Origin of the sequence: Sulfitobacter sp. M368 (assembly GCF_025141875.1) — a bacterium.
GTDB classification, from domain to species: Bacteria; Pseudomonadota; Alphaproteobacteria; order Rhodobacterales; family Rhodobacteraceae; genus Sulfitobacter; species Sulfitobacter mediterraneus_A.
This window is the reverse complement of the sequence record NZ_CP081113.1, coordinates 921,026-941,349: the sequence shown is the minus strand read 5'-3', so window position 1 is coordinate 941,349 and position 20,324 is coordinate 921,026. Positions and strand designations below refer to the sequence as shown.

Genomic DNA, 20,324 nt, shown 5'->3' with positions numbered 1-20,324 from the left:
CAAAGAGGAACCATAGGGATGATTTCGCTACCATTGCCGGTGTTGGCGGCTCTGCTGTGTCTGGTGATTGCACCTCTGATGCTACGGCTTGACCTGGGCCGGCGCAGTGCGGCGGTGTATTTTGCCCTGCTGTTTGCCGGTTTTGCCTTGCAATCGCTGTTGGTTGGTCTGCGCTTTGGCTACGGCATCGAGGATTTCATCACATTTCAACGGGTGCTGCCGCTGTCGGTCGGGCCGCTTTTGTATCTTGGGTTTCTGTCGCTGGCGCTGCCCGCCAAAGACCTGCACAGGCAGGCATCATGGCATCTGGGTGCAGCGCTGTTGTTGGCTTTGGTGCTTGGTCTCTTTGCCATTATCTACCGCGACTTCGATCTGGCGATCAGCCTCAGCTATCTGATCTACATCGCCTTGCTGATCCGCCTGTCCCGAAAGGGGCCAGACCACCTGATCTTTGCCCGCCTCGACATTGCCCGCCCGGCGCAGCGTTGGATGTTGCTGGGGGCGGGTTTGCTCTTGATCTTGCTGATACTGGACACCGCGATTGCGCTGAATTTCGTTTTCGCCCGCGGCAATCACGCCACTGCGATGGTGTCGCTTGGATCGCTCATGCTGATTGGGTTGCTGTTGCTGATCCTCACGCGCATGCCCAGCATTCTGGCGCCTGAACAATCGTCCCCTGCCCCCGCATCGGAAAGCCCGGCCCGAAATGAGGCAGACCTCGAACAGCGGGCCCGCGAGATGCTGCTCAAAAGCCAGATCTATCTGGACCCCGATCTGTCCCTACAAAGGATTGCCCGCCGCCTGTCCGTGCCCGAACGCAGCCTGTCAACGGCGATCAATCAAAGCCAGGGCATGAACATGTCGCAATATGTGAACGGTTTTCGTTTGGGCCACGCCGCACGCCTGCTGCGCGACACCAACGACAGCGTATCGCAGGTCATGTCCCAAAGCGGGTTTCTGACGCGATCGAACTTCTATCGGGAGTTCCAGCGTGTGTACCAGCAAACGCCGGCGCAATATCGGGACGAGGCGGCCGCGAAGACGAAAGACTGATTGGGGCTGACAGATCCCAGCCAAGATGCCAACGCCAGCTGGTCAATTTTCGAATGTTCCGGCCTCGAAGATGGGAAGCTCCACGCAGAGCAGTTCCCATATTTCATCAATTTCATCTCCATTCGCATCAAAGACATGGACACCATCTTGCATCAAAAAATCCGGTTCATCCGAACCTGGAAAGGTAGAGGAGCGTTCAGCATATGGAACGCCGACGATTGCGATTTCTCTTCTCTGACCTAGAAGGCTACTTACAAAAGCCTCATCGACAGTTGTCGAATTAAGAAACCGCGTTGCCACTTCGCGTTTCTCGAACACTTCCCCACGCAGCGTTTTGTGAACGTTTAATTTCAATACCCAAGAGTTGGGGTATTCTGAGCGGGTTTCGCCACGAATACCTTGCACCAACGGCCGCTGTTCAAAATCATAGACAGTGGCATCGACAATACTGGTCGAATGTTCTGCCCAATAAGCAGGATCAGCTTCACTAAAAACCATACAGGCGCCTGCGTGGTTTGGCAGACTTGAGGTGATAAAAATGATTGCGGCAGCGGCAATTGTGGGATGGCGACTAAGCTTAAGCATCAGAGAGAACTATTCCTCTGATCATATGTTTCAATAACCTTGCCGGACATTGGCTAACGAAAAAGGCCACTGCGGTCCTTAATCCGAGATCAACACTCGGCCCGCTCGCGCGCTAACTACATCACCACTCCATCGCGAAAGGATCGCAACTGAAAAAGGCGCGCCCCATTGGAACGCGCCCCTTTCTCACAAACATGACGTCTGCGTTTACTTCACAGTGATACGGCCATCCGTATAGGGCTTGTATGGTGCATTCGCGGCCAGATATTCCGCCGTTACATCTGCCAGATCCGGCCCGAAGTCGTAGGCATTGTCGGCGTCTTTGAACATCTTGTAGCCGTCGCCGCCGTTGCGGACATAGTTGTTGGACACAACGCCATAGACCTTGTTCAAATCAATCGGCGCACCGCCGACCATCACGTCGCTGATGCGGCTGCCCGCTTCGGCTTTGCCGTCAAAGGCATAGGTCATGCCCGCAACCTGCGGGAAACGACCTGCACCCTCTTCGACCTGGCTCACACCGTTTTCCAGCGCTTCAACCAATGTGGCACCCGTCACCTGGAAGGTGGACAAGGTGTTCTGGAACGGCAGCACGGTCAGCACCTCGCCCATCGTCACTTCGCCCGCCTCGATGGAGGCACGGATGCCACCGCCGTTCTGGATCGCCACGTCGATGCCCTGATCCTTGACCCGCGCCAGCATCGCATCGGCAATCAGGTTGCCCATGGTGCATTCCATTGCGCGGCACACCGCACGGTCGCCGCCAATGGCCTCATCGGTCTGGGCCACAACCTTGTTGCGGATCTCTTCAAGCGGGACAGCCGCCTCTGCGATGCGGGCAACTGTGCCTTCGTCTTCGGTCACGGCCGCATCCATGATCAACGGTTCACCCTTGGCCTCGGTCAGATTGCCAGCGTCGTCAAAGGTGACGTTCAATTCACCGAGGAACTTGCCATAAGCATAGGCCTGCACAATCGCGGTGTTGCCCACCATTGTCGGATACGGCCCCTGCGCACGGTCATTGGTGTTGGACAGAAGCGTATTGGAATGCCCGCCCACGATCACGTCAACGCCCGTGGTTTCAGCCGCGACTTTTTGATCGACGACATAGCCGGAGTGGCTGAGCACGATGATCTTGTTCACGCCTTCAGCGGTCAGTTTGTCCACCTCGCCCTGCACCGCTTGCACCGGATCAGTAAAGACAATGTTTTCGCCGGGGCTGGCCAGCTCGTGCGTGTCATGCGGGGTCAGGCCGATCAGGCCCAGCTTCTCGCCGCCGCGTTCGATCACTGTAGATTTTGCCAGTTTGCCCGCCAGCAACGGCTCCCCCGAGACATCGGCATTGGACATCAAAACCGGAAATTCCACCGCATCCATAAATCCGCGCAGAACCTCTGGACCGTCGTCAAACTCGTGGTTGCCCACGGTCATCGCGTCATAGCCCATCTGGTTCATCATCTCGGCGGCCAGCGCGCCCTTGTAATAGGTATAGAACAACGTGCCTTGAAACTGGTCGCCGCCATCCACAAGGATCGAGTTGTTGGTCCGGCCACGCGCTGCCGTGATCGCAGTCTGCAAACGTCCAGAGCCGCCAAAGCATTTGCCCTCGCCATTGTCCTCGGCGGAGCAGGGTCCGTCGTATTTGCTGATCGGCTCAAACCGGGCGTGGAAATCATTGGTGTGCAAAATCGTCAAATTGTAATCGGCTGCGGCCATGGTGCCGGTCAGTGCCAGCGCAGCTGTGGCAGTCAGGAATCGTTTCATCGGTTTTCCCCTATTGGATTTGTTATGCCCGCATGGTGGCGCGAGGGCGCTGCGCTGTCAAAGATGTTATGCACGCCTGGCGCGATACCCCTGCGTCAAAGCGGCAAGATCAGAGCGATCCACTTGACCCCATGCGCCCCCCAAGGCATCAGGATGATATGCTGATTTTCAAGATATTCCGGTCCGATGAATGGGCCGCGCTGCGCCGCGATGGAGAAACCACGGGCGCACCCATTGATGTGGCCGATGGCTATGTTCATTTCTCGACCGCAACCCAGGTCGCCGAAACCGCAGCCAAGCATTTTGCCGGAGCAGAGGATTTGCATCTGATCGCTGTTGATGTCGAGGCGGCGGGTGATGCCTTGCAATGGGAAGTGTCGCGTGGTGATGCGCTGTTCCCTCATTTGTACCGAAAGATGACTATGGACGATGTGGTTTGGGCGCAGCCCCTGCCTCTGGTGGACGGCGTGCATCAGTTTCCTGCAGGGCTGGAAGAGGCGAGCGAATGACCGGGCATATTGATCCTGATCGCGCCCAGTTTGATGCGTTTAAGAACCTCAGCCGCGAAACGCCTATCGAAATGGTCAATCTGGTCGCCCTGAACGATCTGGCCAACTATCCTGGCGATCATGAACTGGCCCGCGATGGCCTGACGGGTGCGCAGGCCTATAGCAACTACGGCAAGCAAAGCGCGCCTGTGCTGGCCAAGGTCGGCGGCAGTATCCTGTGGCGCGGCAAGTTCGAGACCACGTTGATCGGCCCCTCTGACGAAGCCTGGGATCTGATGTTTATTGCCCGCTATCCGAACGCCCATGCCTTTCTCGCGATGATCTCTGATCCTGAGTATCAACAGGCTGTTGTTCACCGGCAGGCGGCGGTCAAAACTTCCCGGCTGATCCGGGCTGGCGCATTGCCTGTGACGGATGAATTTGCATGAACGCGCTGCTGGAACGGCTTGGCCTCGCAGCCCTGCGCAAGATTGATCCCGAGGCCGCACATGGGCTGGCAATCCGCGCCTTGCAATTGGGGCTGACCCCTGCACCTGGCCCAGCGGCGTCGTCCCGTTTGAAAACCACGCTTGCGGGATTGGAGCTGCCCAATCCGGTTGGTCTCGCCGCAGGGTTTGACAAGAACGCCACCGCAATTGCGCCCCTGTCCCGCGCCGGTTTCGGATTTATCGAGGTGGGCGCCACAACGCCGCGACCTCAGCCAGGCAACCCGAAACCGCGCCTGTTTCGCCTGACCGACGACCGCGCCGCGATCAACCGCTTTGGCTTCAACAACGATGGCATGGAGGCGATCATCGCCCGCCTTGCCCGGCGCGGCGCGGGCGTTCCGGTGGGGCTGAACCTTGGCGCGAACAAAACCAGTACCGATCGCGCTGCCGATTTTGCAAAAGTCATGACCGCCGCACGGGACCACGTGGATTTTGCAACGGTGAATGTCTCTTCTCCCAATACGGAAAAGCTGCGCGATCTACAGGGCAAGGCGGCCTTGGCGGGCTTGCTGGACGGGGTTATGGACGTGCGCGGGGCAACGCCTGTATTCCTGAAGATCGCGCCGGATCTCACCCCTGCCGAGATCGAGGATGTGGCAGATGTGGCCAACAACGCAGGTGTTGCCGCGATCATTGCCACCAACACCACGCTTGACCGCGACGGGCTGAAAAGTCCGCACAAAGCCGAGGCCGGAGGTCTGTCCGGTGCGCCGCTGTTCGACAAATCCACACGCGTTCTGGCGCGGCTTTCCACGCTCACGGACATCCCGTTGGTGGGTGTGGGCGGGATCGCCAGTGCGGAACAGGCCTATACAAAAATCCGCGCAGGCGCATCTGCGGTGCAGCTCTACACCGCGCTGGTTTATGGCGGGCTCTCAATGGTATCCGAAGTTGCGACGGGTCTCGATGATCTGCTGGCCCGTGACGGGTTTGCCACCGTGGCCGATGCTGTCGGCACTGCAAAGGAAGGTTGGTTATGATCACCATTTGGCACAATCCGCGCTGCTCAAAATCGCGGCAAACGCTGGCCTTGATCGAAGAGGCGGGTGCAGAGGTTGCGATCCGCAGATACCTCGACGATGCCCCGACAGAGGCAGAGATCAAAGCCGTCCAAGCGGCGCTTGGCACGCCGCCACTGATCGAGATGATGCGCAGTGGGGACAAGGCGTTTAAGGATATGGGCCTTGGAAAGGACAGCTCCGACTCGGAACTACTCAGCGCCATGGCAGCACAGCCTGCGTTGATCGAACGTCCGATTGTGATCAAGGGGGATCGGGCGGTCATAGGCCGACCACCAGAGAACGTCAAAACACTGCTTTAAGGACCGGAGTTTTCAAAAACTCCGAACCGATTTCTTCGAGGAAATCAAAATGGGCGCGCGACGCCTGATCCGCACCACACCGGAAATTTCAAAATTTCCGGTCCGTTTTCTTTAGGAAAACGACTAGACTGCCGCTTCCAGTTTCGGGTATCGCCACGCCAAGGTTGCAGTCCGCGCCACGAAAGAGATCAAGATCGACACCCAAAGCCCGTGATTGCCCAGCCACGGCACCAAGATCAACGCCGCCGCTGCATAGATCACGAATGACACAAGCATCATGTCACGCATGTCGCGCGACCGCGTTGCTCCGATAAAGATCCCGTCGAGCATGAACGCGCCGCAGCCCAGCACCGGCATCAAGACCACATAGGGCAGGAATTCCCGCGCGGCCAGGCGCACGTCGGGCGCGGTGGTCATCAGATCGATCAACCACGGGCCCGCGATCCAAAAGCCGATCATCAGCAATGAGCAAATGAAAAACGCCCAGCCAGAGGTCAGCACCGCCCCGCGCCGCAGCACACCGCGCCGCCCTGCGCCAAAGGCCTGACCCACGATCGCCTCGGCGGAAAAGGCAAATCCATCAAGGGCATAGGAGGTGATCATCAAGAACTGCATGAGCACCTGATTGGCCGCCAACGTGACGTCACCAAACCCCGCCCCGACAAACAGGAAGGCCACGAACATCGCCTGAAGCAACAGCGACCGCAGCAGAATATCCACATTCAGCTGCATCATCCGCACCCATCTGGCGCGGGCAAAGATCTGCACACGGTCGCGCCAAGCGCCGCTTTGAAACACGCCCCGACAGAACCACAGACCCAGCGCGGCGCCGCTCCATTCGGCGATAAAGGTGGCGAAGGCCACGCCGCTCACGCCCCAGCCGAGACCCAGCACGAACCACAGATCCAGCAGGATATTCAGCCCGTTCATCCACAGTTGCAGCACCAGCACAGCACGGGTGCGTTCCTGCGCGATGAGCCAGCCGGTGATTGCATAAAGGGATATCGCCGCCGGGGCAGACCAGATACGCACCGCCATATATTGATGGGCCAGCGTTTCGACCTCTGCCGATCCCGGCGCGAGCCGAAACGCGCCCCAGAACAGCGGCAGTTGCAGGGCCACCAAGACCGCGCCCGCCCCCGCACCAATCATCAAGCCACGACTTAGCAGCGCAGCCACCTCGGCCTGATCGCCCTGCCCTGCGGCCTGCGCGGTCAGACCAACAGTACCCATGCGCAAAAAGCCGAAGATCCAGTAAAGCGCCGACAGGATGATCGCGCCCAGCCCTACCGCGCCGATGGGGGCTGCCAGCCCCATCTGCCCCACGACACCGGTGTCCACTGCACCAAGGATCGGCACCGTGGCATTGGACAGCACAATCGGCAGCGCAATATGCAACACACGGCGGTGAGTCACCGCCTCTTTCGGGCCAAGCTCCCTATCGCTCAGGTCGGCATCTTGCAGCGGGTCTGTCATTAACCCTGCCGCGTGGGCAGCACAAAGTGGCCGGTTGCCTGGGCAAAGAGCTTGCTGCGGTTGTCCTGCCACGCCTCAACATGCACCGACGCATAACGCCGGCCAGACCGGTTGATCCGCGCCCGCGCATAGGCGTCGCGCGGCAGGCCCGTACGCAGGTAATCCACCGTGAAGTCGACAGTTTTGGGCAGGCGTGGCAGGTGCGAATGATCAAGGTTGTTCACATCCAACGCGCCGCTTTCCATATCTTCCCATATCAATCCCCAGCTGAGGGTGATGATCGCGGTCACCTCCAAAAAGGCCGCCGTGGCCCCGCCGTGCAGGGCCGGCAGAATGGGATTGCCGATCAGGGATTGGTCAAACGGCATCACGGCCGTCAGCTCATCCCCCCGGCGTTCAAACTCAATGCCCAAAAACTGGATGTAGGGCACCCCTTCGACCATGGTACGCAAAACTGCATCACGTCGTTTTTTGACCACTTGAACAGGCTCTGGCGGGCGGCGATTGCTCATTTTTTGCCCTCCACAGTAAAGGTGCCGGTCGCGATAGCAACCGGATTTTCGCTGTCATCATCTGACGCGGCAGCGCGGACAAAAGCGACGGAGCGCGTGACGTGATAGCAGGTGGCGCGGGTGGTGATTGTCTGCCCCGGCGTCGCAGCACGCAGATATTCGATCCGCAGATCAAGCGTCGCGGTGCCGGCCGGATTGCTGGGATGGCTCATGACCGCCGCGCCGCAGCTGGTGTCCATAAGCGCCGACACCGCACCACCATGCACAACCCCGGTCTTGGGATCGCCAATCAGTTTATCCGAATAAGGCATCGAAATCACGGCGGTGCCATTGTCCAGTTCATCCAGATGCATGCCCAGCGCCACGGAATGCGGCAGGGCCTGAATGAACTGGCGTGCCATCTTGATCTTGTCTGACATGGAAGGTTGGTCCTCGCCTGCGGTTTGGCTCTTTATCATAGCGTGACCAACAAAGGGCAAGCCCGCTGCTTGCGCTTGGCTTGGCATGATCATAGCTTGGTCCAGAGGAGAGACAGAACATGGCAGACGACCGCCTGACATTCAAAGAAATGTGCGCCAAATTTGATGTCACACCGCGGACCCTGCGGTACTATGAGTACATTGAACTGCTGGAACCGGATCGCGAAGGACGAGCGCGGTTTTATGGACCGCGCGAAAGTGCGCGCATGAAATTGATCATGCGGGGCCGCAAGTTCGGCTTTTCGCTTGAGGACATTCGACAGTGGTTGCTGATCTACGAACACGAGGGCACCGAGGCGCAGATGCGGGCTTGGGTCGAAATGGCAGATGGTCAATTGCTTGAGCTGGCGGAGCAGCGGGTGCAACTGGACGAAGCCATCGACGAGTTGCAGAAATTGCGCGACGAAACAGCCAAAACCATTGCGCTGGACTGACCAGACAGGCCGGACGAACAGAACGGCCTAGTTAACCTTGTTTGCGCGTTTGGTCATTAGCCCATCAACGACACGCTGCAAATCCGCAGCAATCGCAATCAGCTCGGAGATGGTTTCACCGCGTGCGGTTTCTGCCAGATCATAGGTGGCCCGTTCAATCAGCATGACGGCCTCTTGCAACTCTTCTGCGGGCCGCGCACGGGCTTTGCATAGCGTGGTCTCGGTCATTTCTACCTCAAAAGCCATTCTGGCTCACAATTCATTGGAAAATGCGTTTAGCGCTAGCTAGGTCTTGCCCAAAGGCGGGTCATGTCACGCAATTGCGTTACACCACCTGTTTGCGGCGCAACTGCAACAAACCTGATCCGAGCCCCCGAACTGCGGCGGTGGTGCGGTCATTGACGTCCAGCTTGTCAAACATCCGGCGGGTCATTGTATCGACCGTATGCCGCGAGATGCCCAGAATCTCGGCGATGACGGAGTTGCTTTTTCCGCGGGCAATCCAGCGCAGCACCTCTAGCTCCCTTGGGGACAGATCCACCTTGGCCCGATCCTGTTCACCCGAGATGGCGCAATAGCGCAGATGGGCAATCTGCGCCGCGCATTGCAATTCAAATATCGCCTCTGCAGTCAGCTTTGGCGTTCCGTCACCAAAGCCAAGACAGACAAGCGCATTGCGCGCGTTCGGCCCGTAGACCTGCAGCGCAATCCCGTCGCCCAGATCGGAAGCCGCCCGAAGGGCCATGTAGCGTTGTTGTTCATATGTCAGATTGGCCAGATCGTTGATCTCAGACCAGTAGAAAGGCCGCCCGATCTTGGCTGCAAGTTCCGGCATTGGGTCCAGCAGGCTCAGCTTGCCGTCGATATACTGGCACACCCATTCCTCGGGGTAACCGCTTTGCAGGATGCCCGACTTGCCAATTGTGCCAAGTTCTCTGTTCTCAACTTCGGTGTCGGAATGATAGCTGACCATCGCAATGCCACGACTTTCGAAAAAGCGTACAGAAAGACGCCACAAATCAGCCAGATGATTTGCAGTCTCACAATCTGTCACGAAGTCTTTCAGCGGCGGAACGTCCGTCATGGTCTCCTCCGTTCGACCCATAAAGTAGCACAAATTCAGAAATTGTCAGCCTAAGGGGCGCAAAAGGGGATTCGGCCAGGCAGCGCCTGATACCGCCCCGTCCTCTGAAAAGGCCACCACAAGAATGCGTGAACACAGAGATTTCCGGCGAAAACCTGCGCAACCACCAAAGTGACGCGACGTCCAGCTTACGTCAACGTCAATCACTGTTGTAAGAACGACATCGAACGCCCAAATGCGCTTCAGAACGTAGCTTTTCTTACGAAGGAAACGACTATGAATACTGAAACACTCACGATCCGTCAGATGTGCGATGCATTCGACGTGACCCCACGCACACTGCGCTTTTACGAAGCCAAAGAACTGCTTTTTCCGATCCGCGAGGGTCAGAAACGTCTGTTCACCAAACGCGACCGCGCCCGGCTCAAACTGATCCTGCGCGGCAAGCGGTTTGGCTTTAGCCTTGAGGAAATCCGCCAGCTGCTCGACCTTTATCACATGGGCGACCAGCAGCAGACCCAGATCGCCCGCACCTATGAGATTGCCCGCGACCGTCTGGCAGACATGATCTCTCAACGTGATGAGCTGAACGAGGCCATCGACGATCTCAAGGATCAGATCAAATGGGGCGAAAAGATCGTCGCCTCCATGAATCAAAATCGCAAGGCGGCGGAGTAATCCGCCCCTGCCTCAATAATATCAGCTGACCAATCGAGCTTTAGGGAGACACTCATGCCCAGCTACACCGCCCCGACAAAAGACCTGCAATTTGTCCTGCACGACGTTCTGAACATCACCGGATCGACCATTCCCGGCTATGACGAGCTGGAGGCCGATTTCACCTCCGCGATCCTCGAAGAGGCCGGCAAACTCACTTCCGAAGTCCTCGCGCCACTGAACGTGGTGGGCGACAAAGAAGGCTGCCGCCTTGAAAACGGCGTTGTCTATACGCCCAAGGGTTTCAAGGAAGCCTTTGAAAAGGTCAAAGAAGGCGGCTGGCCCGGCCTGGACATGCCCGAGCAATATGGCGGGCAGAACATGCCTTATGTTGTTGGCACCGCAGTGGGCGAGATGTTCTCGGCCGCCAACCAGGCCTTCACCATGTATCAAGGTCTGACCCATGGCGCCGCCTCGGCCATTCTGGCCCACGGCACGGACGCGCAAAAAGACACCTATCTGCCCAACATGGTCTCCTGCGAATGGACCGGCACGATGAACTTGACGGAGCCGCATTGCGGCACCGATCTGGGCCTGATGCGCACCAAGGCCGCGCCACAGGCAGACGGGTCATACAAGATCACGGGTCAAAAGATCTTCATCTCGTCCGGCGAGCATGACATGGCCGACAACATCATCCATCTGGTGCTGGCCAAGATCGAAGGCGGCCCCGAAGGGATCAAAGGTGTTTCTCTCTTCATCGTGCCAAAGTTCATCGTCAACGAAGACGGCTCTTTGGGTGAACGCAATGGCGTTGCGGTTGGCTCTATCGAGGAAAAGATGGGCATCCACGGCAACTCCACCTGCGTGATGAACTATGACGGCGCCACCGGTTATCTGCTGGGCGAAGAACACAAAGGCATGCGCGCCATGTTCACCATGATGAACGAAGCGCGTCTGGGCGTTGGCATGCAAGGTCTCGCCGCGGCGGAAGTGGCATATCAGAACGCTGCCGAATACGCCAAGGACCGCCTGCAGGGCCGTGCCGTGACCGGCGCGGAGCACCCTGACAAGCCTGCCGATCCCCTGATCGTACACCCCGACATCCGTCGCTCGCTGATGGACCAGAAGAGCTTTGCCGAGGGCGCACGCGCCTTCATCCTTTGGGGCGCGACCATGATCGACGCCGCCCACCGCGCGGGCGACAAAGACGCCGACGGGCTGGTGTCATTGCTGACGCCGGTGATCAAAGGCTTCTTGACCGATCAAGGCTACGACATGACCGTGAAGGCCCAGCAGGTCTATGGCGGCCACGGCTATATCGAAGAATGGGGCATGTCCCAGTTCACCCGCGATGCCCGGATCGCGATGATCTACGAGGGCGCAAACGGCGTGCAGGCGCTGGATCTGGTGGGCCGTAAATTGGCTCAGGACGGCGGCAAACATGTGATGGCCTTCTTTGATCTGGTGAAGAACTTCATCAAGGAACATGCCGGTCAGGACGCGGCGTTCGACAAAGACTTCCTTGATCCGCTGAAGGCGGCCAGCAAGGATCTGCAGAGCGCGGGCATGTATTTCATGCAGAACGGCATGAAGAACCCCAACCATGCGCTGGCAGGCTCCAACGACTTTATGCACATGTTCGGCCACGTCTGCCTTGGCCTGATGTGGGCTCGCATGGGTCTGGCCGCAAAAACCGCCCTTGCAGGCGGGACCGGTGACGCCGCGTTCTATGAGACAAAGCTCGCGACAGGCCGCTATTACATGGCACGGCAACTGCCCGCCACGGCACTGCACCTGACACGGATCCAGTCCGGTGCCGATACCGTGATGGCCCTTGACGCCGCGCAGTTTTGAACCTTTCTGGGTGGGGTCACCCCCACCCAGTTCCATGCCGGAGACCCAATGCCAAAACGCTTTCGCCTGACCCGCCGCTTTCCCGCCGCCATGACCGAGGAAGGCTATCGCAGGCTCAAGAAGTTCAGCGCAGAAGCTGGTTTGGACGAGGGTGAGGCGCTGTCGTTTCTGTTCGAGAATTTCAACAGCGTCATGAACGAAGAAAACCTGATCGCGCGCCTGCGCCTGTTCAACTCTGAACTGGACGACCGCAAACGTTGATCCGTGCCACCTTGGGAGGGGTGCAATGACCCAGATGACCGCCACCACATCGACATGGATGACCGACGAACACCGCATGATTGCGGAGATGACGGCGCAGTTCATCACTTCCGAATGGTCCCCCCATTTCGAGAAATGGCGCAAGCAGGGCCAGATGGATCGGGACACCTGGAACCAGGCGGGCGAGTTGGGCCTGCTGTGCCCGTCCATTCCCGAGGAATACGGCGGCGCGGGCGGTGATTTTGGCCATGAGGCCGCCATCCTGATCGAAGGCTCCCGCGCCAATCTGGCGTCCTGGGGCAATGGCATCCATTCGGGCATCGTGGCCCATTACATCCTCGCCTATGGCACCGAAGATCAGAAAAAACGCTGGCTTCCCAAGATGGCCACCGGCGAAATGGTTGGGGCGCTTGCGATGACCGAACCCTCCACCGGATCGGATGTGCAGCGGATCAAGACCAAGGCCATCCGCGACGGCAACGCCTACCGCCTGTCGGGCCAAAAGACATTCATCACCAACGGCCAGCACGCCAACCTGATCATCGTGGCGGCCAAAACTGACCCTTCGGAAGGCTCCAAGGGGGTTTCGCTGGTCGTTCTGGAAACAGAGGGCGCAGACGGGTTCCAGCGTGGCCGCAACCTCGACAAAATCGGGTTGCATGCGGCGGACACGTCAGAGCTGTTCTTTGACAACGTCGAAATCCCGCCTGAGAACATCCTCGGCCAACAAGAGGGTCAGGGATTCTACCAGATGATGCAGCAATTGCCGCAAGAACGGTTGATCATCGGCTGCGGCGCAGTGGGTGCCATGGAAGGCGCAGTGGAACGCACCATCGCCTATTGCAAGGAACGCGAAGCCTTTGGCGGGCCGCTGACAAAGTTTCAGAACACCCGCTTTCAACTGGCGGAATGCAAAACCAAAACCATGGTCTCCCGCGCCTTCCTCGACGAATGCATCGCCGATCATTTGCGCGGCGAACTGACCGTCGAAAAGGCCGCGATGCAGAAATACTGGCTGACCGATACACAGGGCGAAGTTCTGGATGCCTGTCTGCAGCTGCACGGCGGCTACGGCTTCATGCAGGAATACGCAATTGCAGAAATGTGGACCGACGCCCGCGTGCAGCGCATCTACGGCGGCACCAACGAGATTATGAAAGAATTGATCGCGCGCGGGCTGTAGCCGCCCGCCGCGCCAGACGAGAGGAAAGATTGAGTTTTTCTGGAAAAATGAGAACAGGCCCGCGCACCCCTCACGGCTCTGCGCCCCGCCCTGCTTCATTTGGCCAGAAAAATCTCCACGGGGGTCTGGGGGTGTGAAACCCCCAGTGCAACATTCAGGAAGGATCAACAATGACCATCAAACTCCACTGCTTTGGCGAATCCGGCAATGCCTATAAGGCGGCACTGGCGCTGCAATTGTCCGGTCTGGACTGGGAACCGGTGAAGGTCGATTTCTTCGGTGGCGAAACCCGCACGCCCGAGTACCGCGCGACCGTAAATTCCATGGGCGAAGCGCCGGTGATGATCGACGGAGATCTGCGGTTGACCCAATCCGGGGTTATCCAAGACTATGTGTCCGAAAAGTCAGGCAAGTTCGGCGGCAAGGACGACGCAGAGCGACGCGAAATCCTGCGCTGGGTGCTCTGGGACAATCACAAGCTCAGCTCCATGGCCGGGCTGACCCGTTTCTTGATGAATTTCCTGCCCGCAGACAAACGTCCAGCCGAGGTGATTGCCTTCAATCAAGGTCGCCTCAAGGCGGCCTATGCCGTGCTCAACGATCACCTCGAGGGCCGCGAATGGATTGTCGGCGATGGCGTGACCAACGCCGACCTGAGCTGCTGCGGCTATCTGTATTACCCTGAAGCCTTCGGTTTTGACCGCAAGGATTGGCCCAACATCGACGCGTGGCTCACGCGTCTGTCCAACGAACCGGGCTGGAAAGCCCCATACGATTTGATGCCCGGCAGCCCCGCTGACCGCGCTTGAAGGAGAGAGACATGACCGAAGCTTATATTTATGACGCATTGCGCACACCGCGCGGCAAGGGCCGCAAGGACGGATCCCTGCATGAGGTGACCGCCGCACGGCTGTCCTCACTGACATTGAACGCCGTAAAGGAACGCAACAACCTTGAAGGCCACGCCGTTGAGGATGTGATCTGGGGCAATGTCACACAGGTGATGGAACAGGGCGGCTGTCTGGCCCGGACCGCCGTTTTGGGCTCTGAACTGGATGAACGCATTCCGGGTCTGGCCATCAACCGGTTCTGCGCTTCTGGCATGGAAGCGGTGAACCTCGCGGCCAATCAGGTCAAAGGCGGGGCCGGCATGGCCTATATCGCCGGCGGCGTGGAAATGATGGGCCGCGTACCCATGGGCAGCGACGGCGCCGCCATTGCCGTCGATCCGAGCCTTGCTATTGACCAGTATTTTGTCCCGCAGGGCATCTCGGCCGATATTATTGCCACCGAATACGGCTTTACCCGCGACGATGCGGATCAGCTGGCCATCGCATCGCAGCAGCGAGCGAAAAGAGCATGGGACGAAGGCCGCTTTGCCAATTCCGTGATCAAGGTCAAGGACCAGAACGGGCTGACCATTCTCGATCACGACGAATATATGCGCCCGCAAACAGACATGCAGTCGCTGGGCAGTTTGAACCCCGCGTTTCAGGCCATGGGTGAAGTGATGCCGGGCTTTGATAAGGTGGCGATGCTGAAGTACCCGCATCTGGAAAAGATCAACCACATCCACCACGCCGGGAACTCTTCGGGCATCGTTGATGGCGCAGCTGCTGTGCTGATCGGCAACAAGGAGTTTGGCGAGAAATACGGCCTCAAACCCCGCGCCCGCATCCGGGCCACCACCAAGATCGGCACCGACCCCACCATCATGCTGACCGGCCCTGTGCCTGCCACCAAAAAGATCCTTGCCGACAATGGCATGAACATTTCTGACATTGACCTGTTTGAGGTCAACGAGGCGTTTGCTTCTGTTGTGATGCTGTTCATGGATGCCTTTGGCGTGGACCATGACAAGGTCAACGTGAACGGCGGTTCCATCGCCATGGGTCACCCGTTGGGCGCCACTGGCGCGATGATCATCGGCACCTTGCTGGATGAGCTTGAGCGGGCGGACAAAGAGGTGGGTCTCGCCACCCTTTGCATCGCATCCGGCATGGGCGCCGCGACCATCATTGAGCGCGTGTAAGCGCGGATCAGGAGACAAGATATGACCGATTTTACAATGACCACCGACAGCGAAGGCGTTGCTGTCATCACATGGGATGTCGCGGACAAGACCATGAACGTGATGTCCATCGACGGGCTGACAGAACTGGACGCGCTGATTGATCAGGCGCTGGGTGACGACGCCGTAAAAGGCATCATCATCACCTCTGGCAAGGACGGTTCCTTTGCGGGTGGGATGGACCTCAACCTGCTGGCCAAGATGAAGGCCGATGCAGGCGACGACCCTGCCAAGGGCCTGTTCGAAGGCACCATGCGGATGCACCATCTGCTGCGCAAGATCGAACGCGCGGGCATGGACCCAAAGACGCTGAAGGGCGGCAAGCCAATAGCCGCGGCCCTGCCCGGCACCGCCGCTGGCATCGGGCTGGAACTGCCATTGGCGACGCACCGGATTTTCTGCGCGGACAACCCCAAGGCACGCATCGGCTTGCCAGAAATCCTCGTCGGGATTTTCCCTGGCGCGGGCGGCACAACCCGTCTGGTGCGCAAACTGGGCGCGATGGCCGCCTCTTCCTTCCTGCTCGAAGGCAAGATGGTTGCCCCTGCCGCCGCCGCCAAGGCCGGTTTGATCGACGAAGTGGCCGATGATCCAATGGCAGCCGCCCGTGAATGGGTGTTGAACGCCAAGGATGCCGATCTGGTCAAACCATGGGATGCCAAGGGCTACAAAATGCCCGGTGGTGCCCCCTATCACCCGGCCGGTTTCATGACCTTCGTGGGCGCCAGCGCAATGGTTCATGGCAAGACCAAAGGCGCGTTTCCTGCCGCCAAAGCCTTGCTTTCTGCCGTATACGAAGGCGCCTTGGTGCCTTTCGACACCGCGCTCAAGATCGAGGCGCGTTGGTTCACCAATGTTCTGATGAACCCCTCGTCCTCTGCGATGATCCGGTCTTTGTTCCTGAACAAGGAAGCCTTGGAAAAAGGCGCTGTACGCCCCGAAGGCATCCCTGACCAGCGCGTGAAAAAGCTGGGTGTTCTGGGCGCTGGCATGATGGGTGCAGGCATCGCTCTGGTCTCCGCACAGGCCGGGATCGAGGTTGTTCTGATCGACCGCGACCAAGCTGCCGCTGACAAGGGCAAAGCCTATTCCGAGGCCTATATGGACAAGGGCATCGCCCGCAAAAAGGCCACGCCGGAAAAGAAAGAAGCCCTGTTGAACCTGATCACGGCAACGCCGGATCTCGATGCGCTGAAGGGTTGCGATCTGATCATCGAAGCGGTGTTTGAAGATCCCAAGGTCAAGGCCGAGATGACCCAAAAGGTCGAAGCCGTGATCCCCGAGGATTGCATCTTTGCCTCCAACACCTCGACCCTGCCGATCACTGATCTGGCAAAGGCGTCCTCACGTCAGGACCAATTCATCGGCATTCACTTCTTCTCCCCCGTGGAACGGATGTTGCTGGTGGAGATCATCAAAGGCGCCAACACCGGTGACCGTGCGGTGGCCAAGGCGCTGGATTACGTGCGCCAGATCCGCAAGACCCCGATTGTGGTCAACGACGCGCGGTTCTTCTACGCCAACCGTTGCATCATCCCTTACGGCAACGAGGCCACCCGGATGGTCACCGAAGGTGTGGCGCCCGTGCTGATCGATAACGCCGCGCAGATGCTCGGCTTCCCCGTAGGCCCGATCCAACTGGGCGATGAGACCTCCATTGATCTGGCAACCAAGATCATGCGCGCGACCAAGGCGGCGATGGGCAATGAATACCCGGCCTCCGAAGCGGATGATCTGATTGTCTGGATGGAAGATCTGGGCCGTTTGGGCCGCAAGGCCAATGCGGGCTATTTCGACTATGACGAAAAAGGCAAGCGCATTGGGTACTGGAAAGGCATCCACGACAAATATCCTTTGGCCGAAGAACAGCCAGACCTGCAAGAAGTGCAGGACCGGTTGATGTTTGTTCAGGTGCTCGAAGCCGTCCGCGCTCTGGAAGAAGGTGTTCTGATGGACATTCGCGAAGGCGACGTTGGCGCGATCCTGGGTTGGGGCTTTGCCCCCGCCACAGGCGGCCCGCTGAGCTGGCTGGACATGATCGGAACGCCTTATGCGGCAGAACGTTGTGACCAGTTGGAAGCGAAGTTCGGCCCGCGCTTTAAATGCCCCGATCTGCTGCGCGAAATGGCTGAGAAGAACCAGACGTTCTATGGCCGCTTTGGCCCGAAGGCCGCCGCAGCCGCGTAAGCTTGGGCACAAGCAAACTGCCATCACAAACGGGGCGCTGCGGCGCCCCGTTTTGCGTCTCAGCGCAACGCGGGCGCTTGACAGGAACGCCCATCGCCGCAAAGTCAACGCACCACCAACGCAGGGCAAGAGGCGACACCGCATATGGATTTCAAAGATCTGCCCCAAGGGCCGCTCACCCTGAAGAACCTCACAGTTCCAGCCTGTTATCTGGGGCAAACCGGCGATCTGCGCCGCATCGACATCAGCATTGAGAATGGCCGGTTCTGCGGCCTGCATCCACAGGCCGATGTGATAGATATGGGCGGCGCGATGGCCTTTGCGCCCTTCACCGACATGCACACGCATCTCGACAAGGGGCACATCTGGCCCCGCGCCGCCAATCCTGATGGCAGTTTTGACGGGGCGATAGGTGCGGTGCAACCGGACCGGCAGGCCCGTTGGTCTGCGGATGATCTGCGCCGCCGCATGGATTTTTCCCTGCGCTGCGCCTATGCCCACGGCACCAGTGCCATCCGCACCCATCTCGACAGCGCTGCCCCTCAGGACGTCATCAGTTGGCCCGTGTTTCGGGAGGTGCAACAAGAATGGGCAGACCGGATCACCTTGCAGGCGGTTTGCCTTGTTGGCTTGGCCGAGGCGGTTACGGACCCGGCTTTTGCCCGCACCGCCGATTTGGTGGCGCAATACGGTGGAATATTGGGATGTGCCACATATCCCATGCCGGACCCGCGCCGCGCCGTGCAAGAATTTCTGACCATTGCCGAGGCGCGCGGCTTGGCCGTTGATATGCATGTGGACGAAACCGCCGATCCCTCCTCCAACTATCTGCGGCTGATCGCGGAAACGGTTCTGGAGTTGGGGTTTGATGCCCCGGTCACCGTCGGCCACTGCTGTTCACTGGCCATGCAGGAAGAGGCCGAAGCCAAGCAAACCCTCGATTTGGTTGCCAAGGCAGGTCTCAACGTTGTCAGCCTTCCGATGTGCAACATGTACCTGCAAGACCGCCGGGCGGGGCGCACGCCGCGTTGGCGGGGGATCACCTTGGTACATGAAATGGCGCAGCGCGGGATCAATGTCAGCTTTGCCTCCGACAACACACGCGATCCGTTTTATGCCTATGGCGATCTGGACATGATCGAGGTGATGCGCGAGGCCACGCGCATCGCGCAACTGGACCATTCGAGCTATGATTGGACTCGCGCATTTTCTACCAATCCGGCACAGGCCTGCGGATTTCGCGCGCCGTCCCTTGCCATCGGCCAACCCGCCGATCTGGTGATTTGCCGCGCCCGCAACTGGACCGAAATGTTGGCCCGCCCGCAATCGAACCGGATCGTGTTGCGTGGCGGCAAGCAGATCGACCGGACCTTGCCAGACTATGCCGAGCTTGACCCGATCATGCCTTGATCGCAGGTCTGACCGACGGCTGGCGTTTCGCAGACAGCACAAGATAGACCGCGCCTGATATGATCCCAAGGGCAAGCATTTGACTGGGCGCGAGTGTTTCGCCCAATAGTCCAACGCCAATCAGACTGCCGCCCACAGGCACGGCAAAGTTGATCTGCGACATCCGTGTTGCCCCGAGGCGGGGCACCAGATGGAAATAGATCAAATTGGCCGCGGCGGTTGAGAAAAGCCCCAGATAGACAACCGCGCCAATGGATCGCGGCGACAAATCAACGCCCGTGATGCCTTTCCCCCAAACCGTTGCGATGACACAGGCCACGATGGCCCCGACCAGCATGGAGCCCGCCGCCATTTCCATTGCTGGCCTTTTCACATATGCTTTGACGTAGATCGTTCCGGCGGCATAACAAAGCGTTGCACCGACGATGGCCAGTTGACCGCTCAGGTCATCGCCCAGCCCAGAAAGAGCCGCAGGGCCAACCAAGGTCACAACCCCGATCAGGGCCAAACCAACCCCTAAAGTCACCCGCGTTGTCAGCCGTTCATCGGCAAAGGTCAAAGCTGCCAAGAGAACCGTGGCCACAGGTGCCACCCCCATCAATATGGACGCCAATGCGCTGTCGACCGTTTGCTCGCCAAAGGTGATCAGTAAGAACGGCACCGTGCTGCCCAACATTCCGGTGATCAGATAAGACGTCCAATCACGGGGCCGCGTTGACAGGCGTTGCCCCCGCAGCATCAAAACCGCAAGGATGACGGCCGCCCCGATCACCATACGGCCCGCCACAAGCGTCATCGGGTCAAGGGTCTCGACGCCCAGTTTGATCACGCCATAAGACGAGCTCCACATCGCGGCGAGCGCGAGCCAAAGCGCGATATCCGAGGGGCTTGCTTTTTGTGACATGGCTGGGGCATCCTTTGCTACGAAAATAATAGCATAGGTTGCTACATTTTTAGTAGCAAGGCCAGAATGACAAAAGACATACGCCTTCC

At 58.8% G+C, this 20,324-nt stretch carries 22 protein-coding genes; 14 read left to right on the top strand and 8 right to left on the bottom strand.

Annotated features, from left to right (window positions below; all coding sequences use genetic code 11):
- The first annotated feature begins 18 nt into the window (after positions 1-18).
- Positions 19-1,053, top strand: a complete 1,035-nt coding sequence (locus tag K3754_RS04855; protein WP_259941502.1) for an AraC family transcriptional regulator — start codon at positions 19-21, stop codon at positions 1,051-1,053.
- 42 nt (positions 1,054-1,095) lie between these two features.
- Here K3754_RS04855 and K3754_RS04850 read toward each other — a convergent pair whose 3' ends face one another.
- Entirely contained in the window at positions 1,096-1,638 is a 543-nt protein-coding gene (locus K3754_RS04850; protein ID WP_259941499.1) for a hypothetical protein, read from the bottom strand.
- A 207-nt stretch (positions 1,639-1,845) separates the two neighbouring features.
- The gene (locus K3754_RS04845; RefSeq protein ID WP_203208797.1) at positions 1,846-3,402 is read right to left on the bottom strand and encodes a bifunctional UDP-sugar hydrolase/5'-nucleotidase; all 1,557 of its coding nucleotides are present in this window, start codon (positions 3,400-3,402) and stop codon (positions 1,846-1,848) included.
- A 158-nt stretch (positions 3,403-3,560) separates the two neighbouring features.
- Here K3754_RS04845 and K3754_RS04840 point away from each other — a divergent pair, with 158 nt between their 5' ends.
- From K3754_RS04840 to arsC, 4 genes are read left to right on the top strand one after another with little or no spacing between them, the layout of a single operon-like run.
- Positions 3,561-3,911, top strand: a complete 351-nt coding sequence (locus K3754_RS04840) for a DUF952 domain-containing protein (protein WP_259941496.1) — start codon at positions 3,561-3,563, stop codon at positions 3,909-3,911.
- Positions 3,908-4,339, top strand: coding sequence for a DUF1330 domain-containing protein (locus K3754_RS04835; RefSeq protein WP_259941493.1), 432 nt, complete (start codon positions 3,908-3,910; stop codon positions 4,337-4,339). Before K3754_RS04840 ends, K3754_RS04835 begins: the two co-directional genes overlap by 4 nt.
- Entirely contained in the window at positions 4,336-5,379 is a 1,044-nt protein-coding gene (locus K3754_RS04830) for a quinone-dependent dihydroorotate dehydrogenase (RefSeq protein WP_259941490.1), read from the top strand. Before K3754_RS04835 ends, K3754_RS04830 begins: the two co-directional genes overlap by 4 nt.
- Positions 5,376-5,720: an arsenate reductase (glutaredoxin) gene (gene arsC, locus K3754_RS04825; RefSeq protein WP_259941487.1), complete on the top strand. Its 345-nt coding sequence runs from the start codon at positions 5,376-5,378 to the stop codon at positions 5,718-5,720. The genes K3754_RS04830 and arsC overlap by 4 nt, the downstream gene beginning before the upstream one ends.
- A gap of 123 nt (positions 5,721-5,843) precedes the next feature.
- On the opposite strand, the gene K3754_RS04820 is transcribed toward arsC, so the two are convergent.
- The 3 genes from K3754_RS04820 to K3754_RS04810 are packed head-to-tail and all read right to left on the bottom strand — an operon-like array spanning position 5,844 to position 8,127.
- Positions 5,844-7,196, bottom strand: coding sequence for an MATE family efflux transporter (locus K3754_RS04820; protein WP_259941485.1), 1,353 nt, complete (start codon positions 7,194-7,196; stop codon positions 5,844-5,846).
- A complete protein-coding gene (locus K3754_RS04815; RefSeq protein ID WP_203208803.1) occupies positions 7,196-7,708 on the bottom strand; it encodes a PaaI family thioesterase in 513 nt (170 codons plus the stop codon). The genes K3754_RS04820 and K3754_RS04815 overlap by 1 nt, the downstream gene beginning before the upstream one ends.
- Positions 7,705-8,127, bottom strand: a complete 423-nt coding sequence (locus K3754_RS04810) for a PaaI family thioesterase (RefSeq protein ID WP_259943239.1) — start codon at positions 8,125-8,127, stop codon at positions 7,705-7,707. Before K3754_RS04810 ends, K3754_RS04815 begins: the two co-directional genes overlap by 4 nt.
- Positions 8,128-8,246: 119 nt before the next feature.
- Here K3754_RS04810 and K3754_RS04805 point away from each other — a divergent pair, with 119 nt between their 5' ends.
- The gene (locus K3754_RS04805) at positions 8,247-8,621 is read left to right on the top strand and encodes a MerR family DNA-binding transcriptional regulator (protein WP_203208805.1); all 375 of its coding nucleotides are present in this window, start codon (positions 8,247-8,249) and stop codon (positions 8,619-8,621) included.
- 27 nt (positions 8,622-8,648) lie between these two features.
- Here the strand turns inward: K3754_RS04805 and K3754_RS04800 are convergent, their stop codons facing one another.
- Both K3754_RS04800 and K3754_RS04795 read right to left on the bottom strand, forming a co-directional pair.
- The gene (locus tag K3754_RS04800; RefSeq protein WP_259941483.1) at positions 8,649-8,867 is read right to left on the bottom strand and encodes a hypothetical protein; all 219 of its coding nucleotides are present in this window, start codon (positions 8,865-8,867) and stop codon (positions 8,649-8,651) included.
- Between the two features lie 79 nt (positions 8,868-8,946).
- Positions 8,947-9,705 (bottom strand): LuxR family transcriptional regulator, encoded by a 759-nt coding sequence (locus K3754_RS04795; protein ID WP_203208807.1) that lies wholly within the window; start codon positions 9,703-9,705, stop codon positions 8,947-8,949.
- Positions 9,706-9,981: 276 nt separating this feature from the next.
- Between K3754_RS04795 and K3754_RS04790 the strand changes: the two genes are divergently transcribed.
- The 8 genes from K3754_RS04790 to K3754_RS04755 all read left to right on the top strand — a co-directional run bounded on the left by K3754_RS04790 (position 9,982) and on the right by K3754_RS04755 (position 19,331).
- Positions 9,982-10,383 carry a MerR family DNA-binding transcriptional regulator gene (locus K3754_RS04790; RefSeq protein ID WP_203208808.1) on the top strand — a complete coding sequence of 134 codons (402 nt, stop codon included), beginning with the start codon at positions 9,982-9,984 and terminating at the stop codon, positions 10,381-10,383.
- 54 nt (positions 10,384-10,437) lie between these two features.
- Positions 10,438-12,219 carry an acyl-CoA dehydrogenase C-terminal domain-containing protein gene (locus K3754_RS04785; protein WP_203208809.1) on the top strand — a complete coding sequence of 594 codons (1,782 nt, stop codon included), beginning with the start codon at positions 10,438-10,440 and terminating at the stop codon, positions 12,217-12,219.
- A 48-nt stretch (positions 12,220-12,267) separates the two neighbouring features.
- A complete protein-coding gene (locus K3754_RS04780) occupies positions 12,268-12,480 on the top strand; it encodes a hypothetical protein (protein WP_259941480.1) in 213 nt (70 codons plus the stop codon).
- A 34-nt stretch (positions 12,481-12,514) separates the two neighbouring features.
- Complete coding sequence (locus K3754_RS04775; protein WP_259943238.1) at positions 12,515-13,663, top strand: acyl-CoA dehydrogenase family protein; 1,149 nt, start codon at positions 12,515-12,517, stop codon at positions 13,661-13,663.
- Positions 13,664-13,833: 170 nt separating this feature from the next.
- Positions 13,834-14,472, top strand: a complete 639-nt coding sequence (locus tag K3754_RS04770; protein WP_259941478.1) for a glutathione S-transferase family protein — start codon at positions 13,834-13,836, stop codon at positions 14,470-14,472.
- An 11-nt stretch (positions 14,473-14,483) separates the two neighbouring features.
- Entirely contained in the window at positions 14,484-15,695 is a 1,212-nt protein-coding gene (locus K3754_RS04765; protein WP_203208812.1) for an acetyl-CoA C-acetyltransferase, read from the top strand.
- A 21-nt stretch (positions 15,696-15,716) separates the two neighbouring features.
- Positions 15,717-17,921, top strand: a complete 2,205-nt coding sequence (locus K3754_RS04760; RefSeq protein ID WP_259941474.1) for a 3-hydroxyacyl-CoA dehydrogenase NAD-binding domain-containing protein — start codon at positions 15,717-15,719, stop codon at positions 17,919-17,921.
- A 144-nt stretch (positions 17,922-18,065) separates the two neighbouring features.
- A complete protein-coding gene (locus K3754_RS04755) occupies positions 18,066-19,331 on the top strand; it encodes a cytosine deaminase (protein WP_259941469.1) in 1,266 nt (421 codons plus the stop codon).
- Here K3754_RS04755 and K3754_RS04750 read toward each other — a convergent pair.
- On the bottom strand, positions 19,321-20,235 hold the full coding sequence (locus tag K3754_RS04750; protein WP_203208815.1) for a DMT family transporter: 915 nt from the start codon (positions 20,233-20,235) through the stop codon (positions 19,321-19,323). The genes K3754_RS04755 and K3754_RS04750 overlap by 11 nt on opposite strands.
- Between the last annotated feature and the right edge of the window lie 89 nt (positions 20,236-20,324).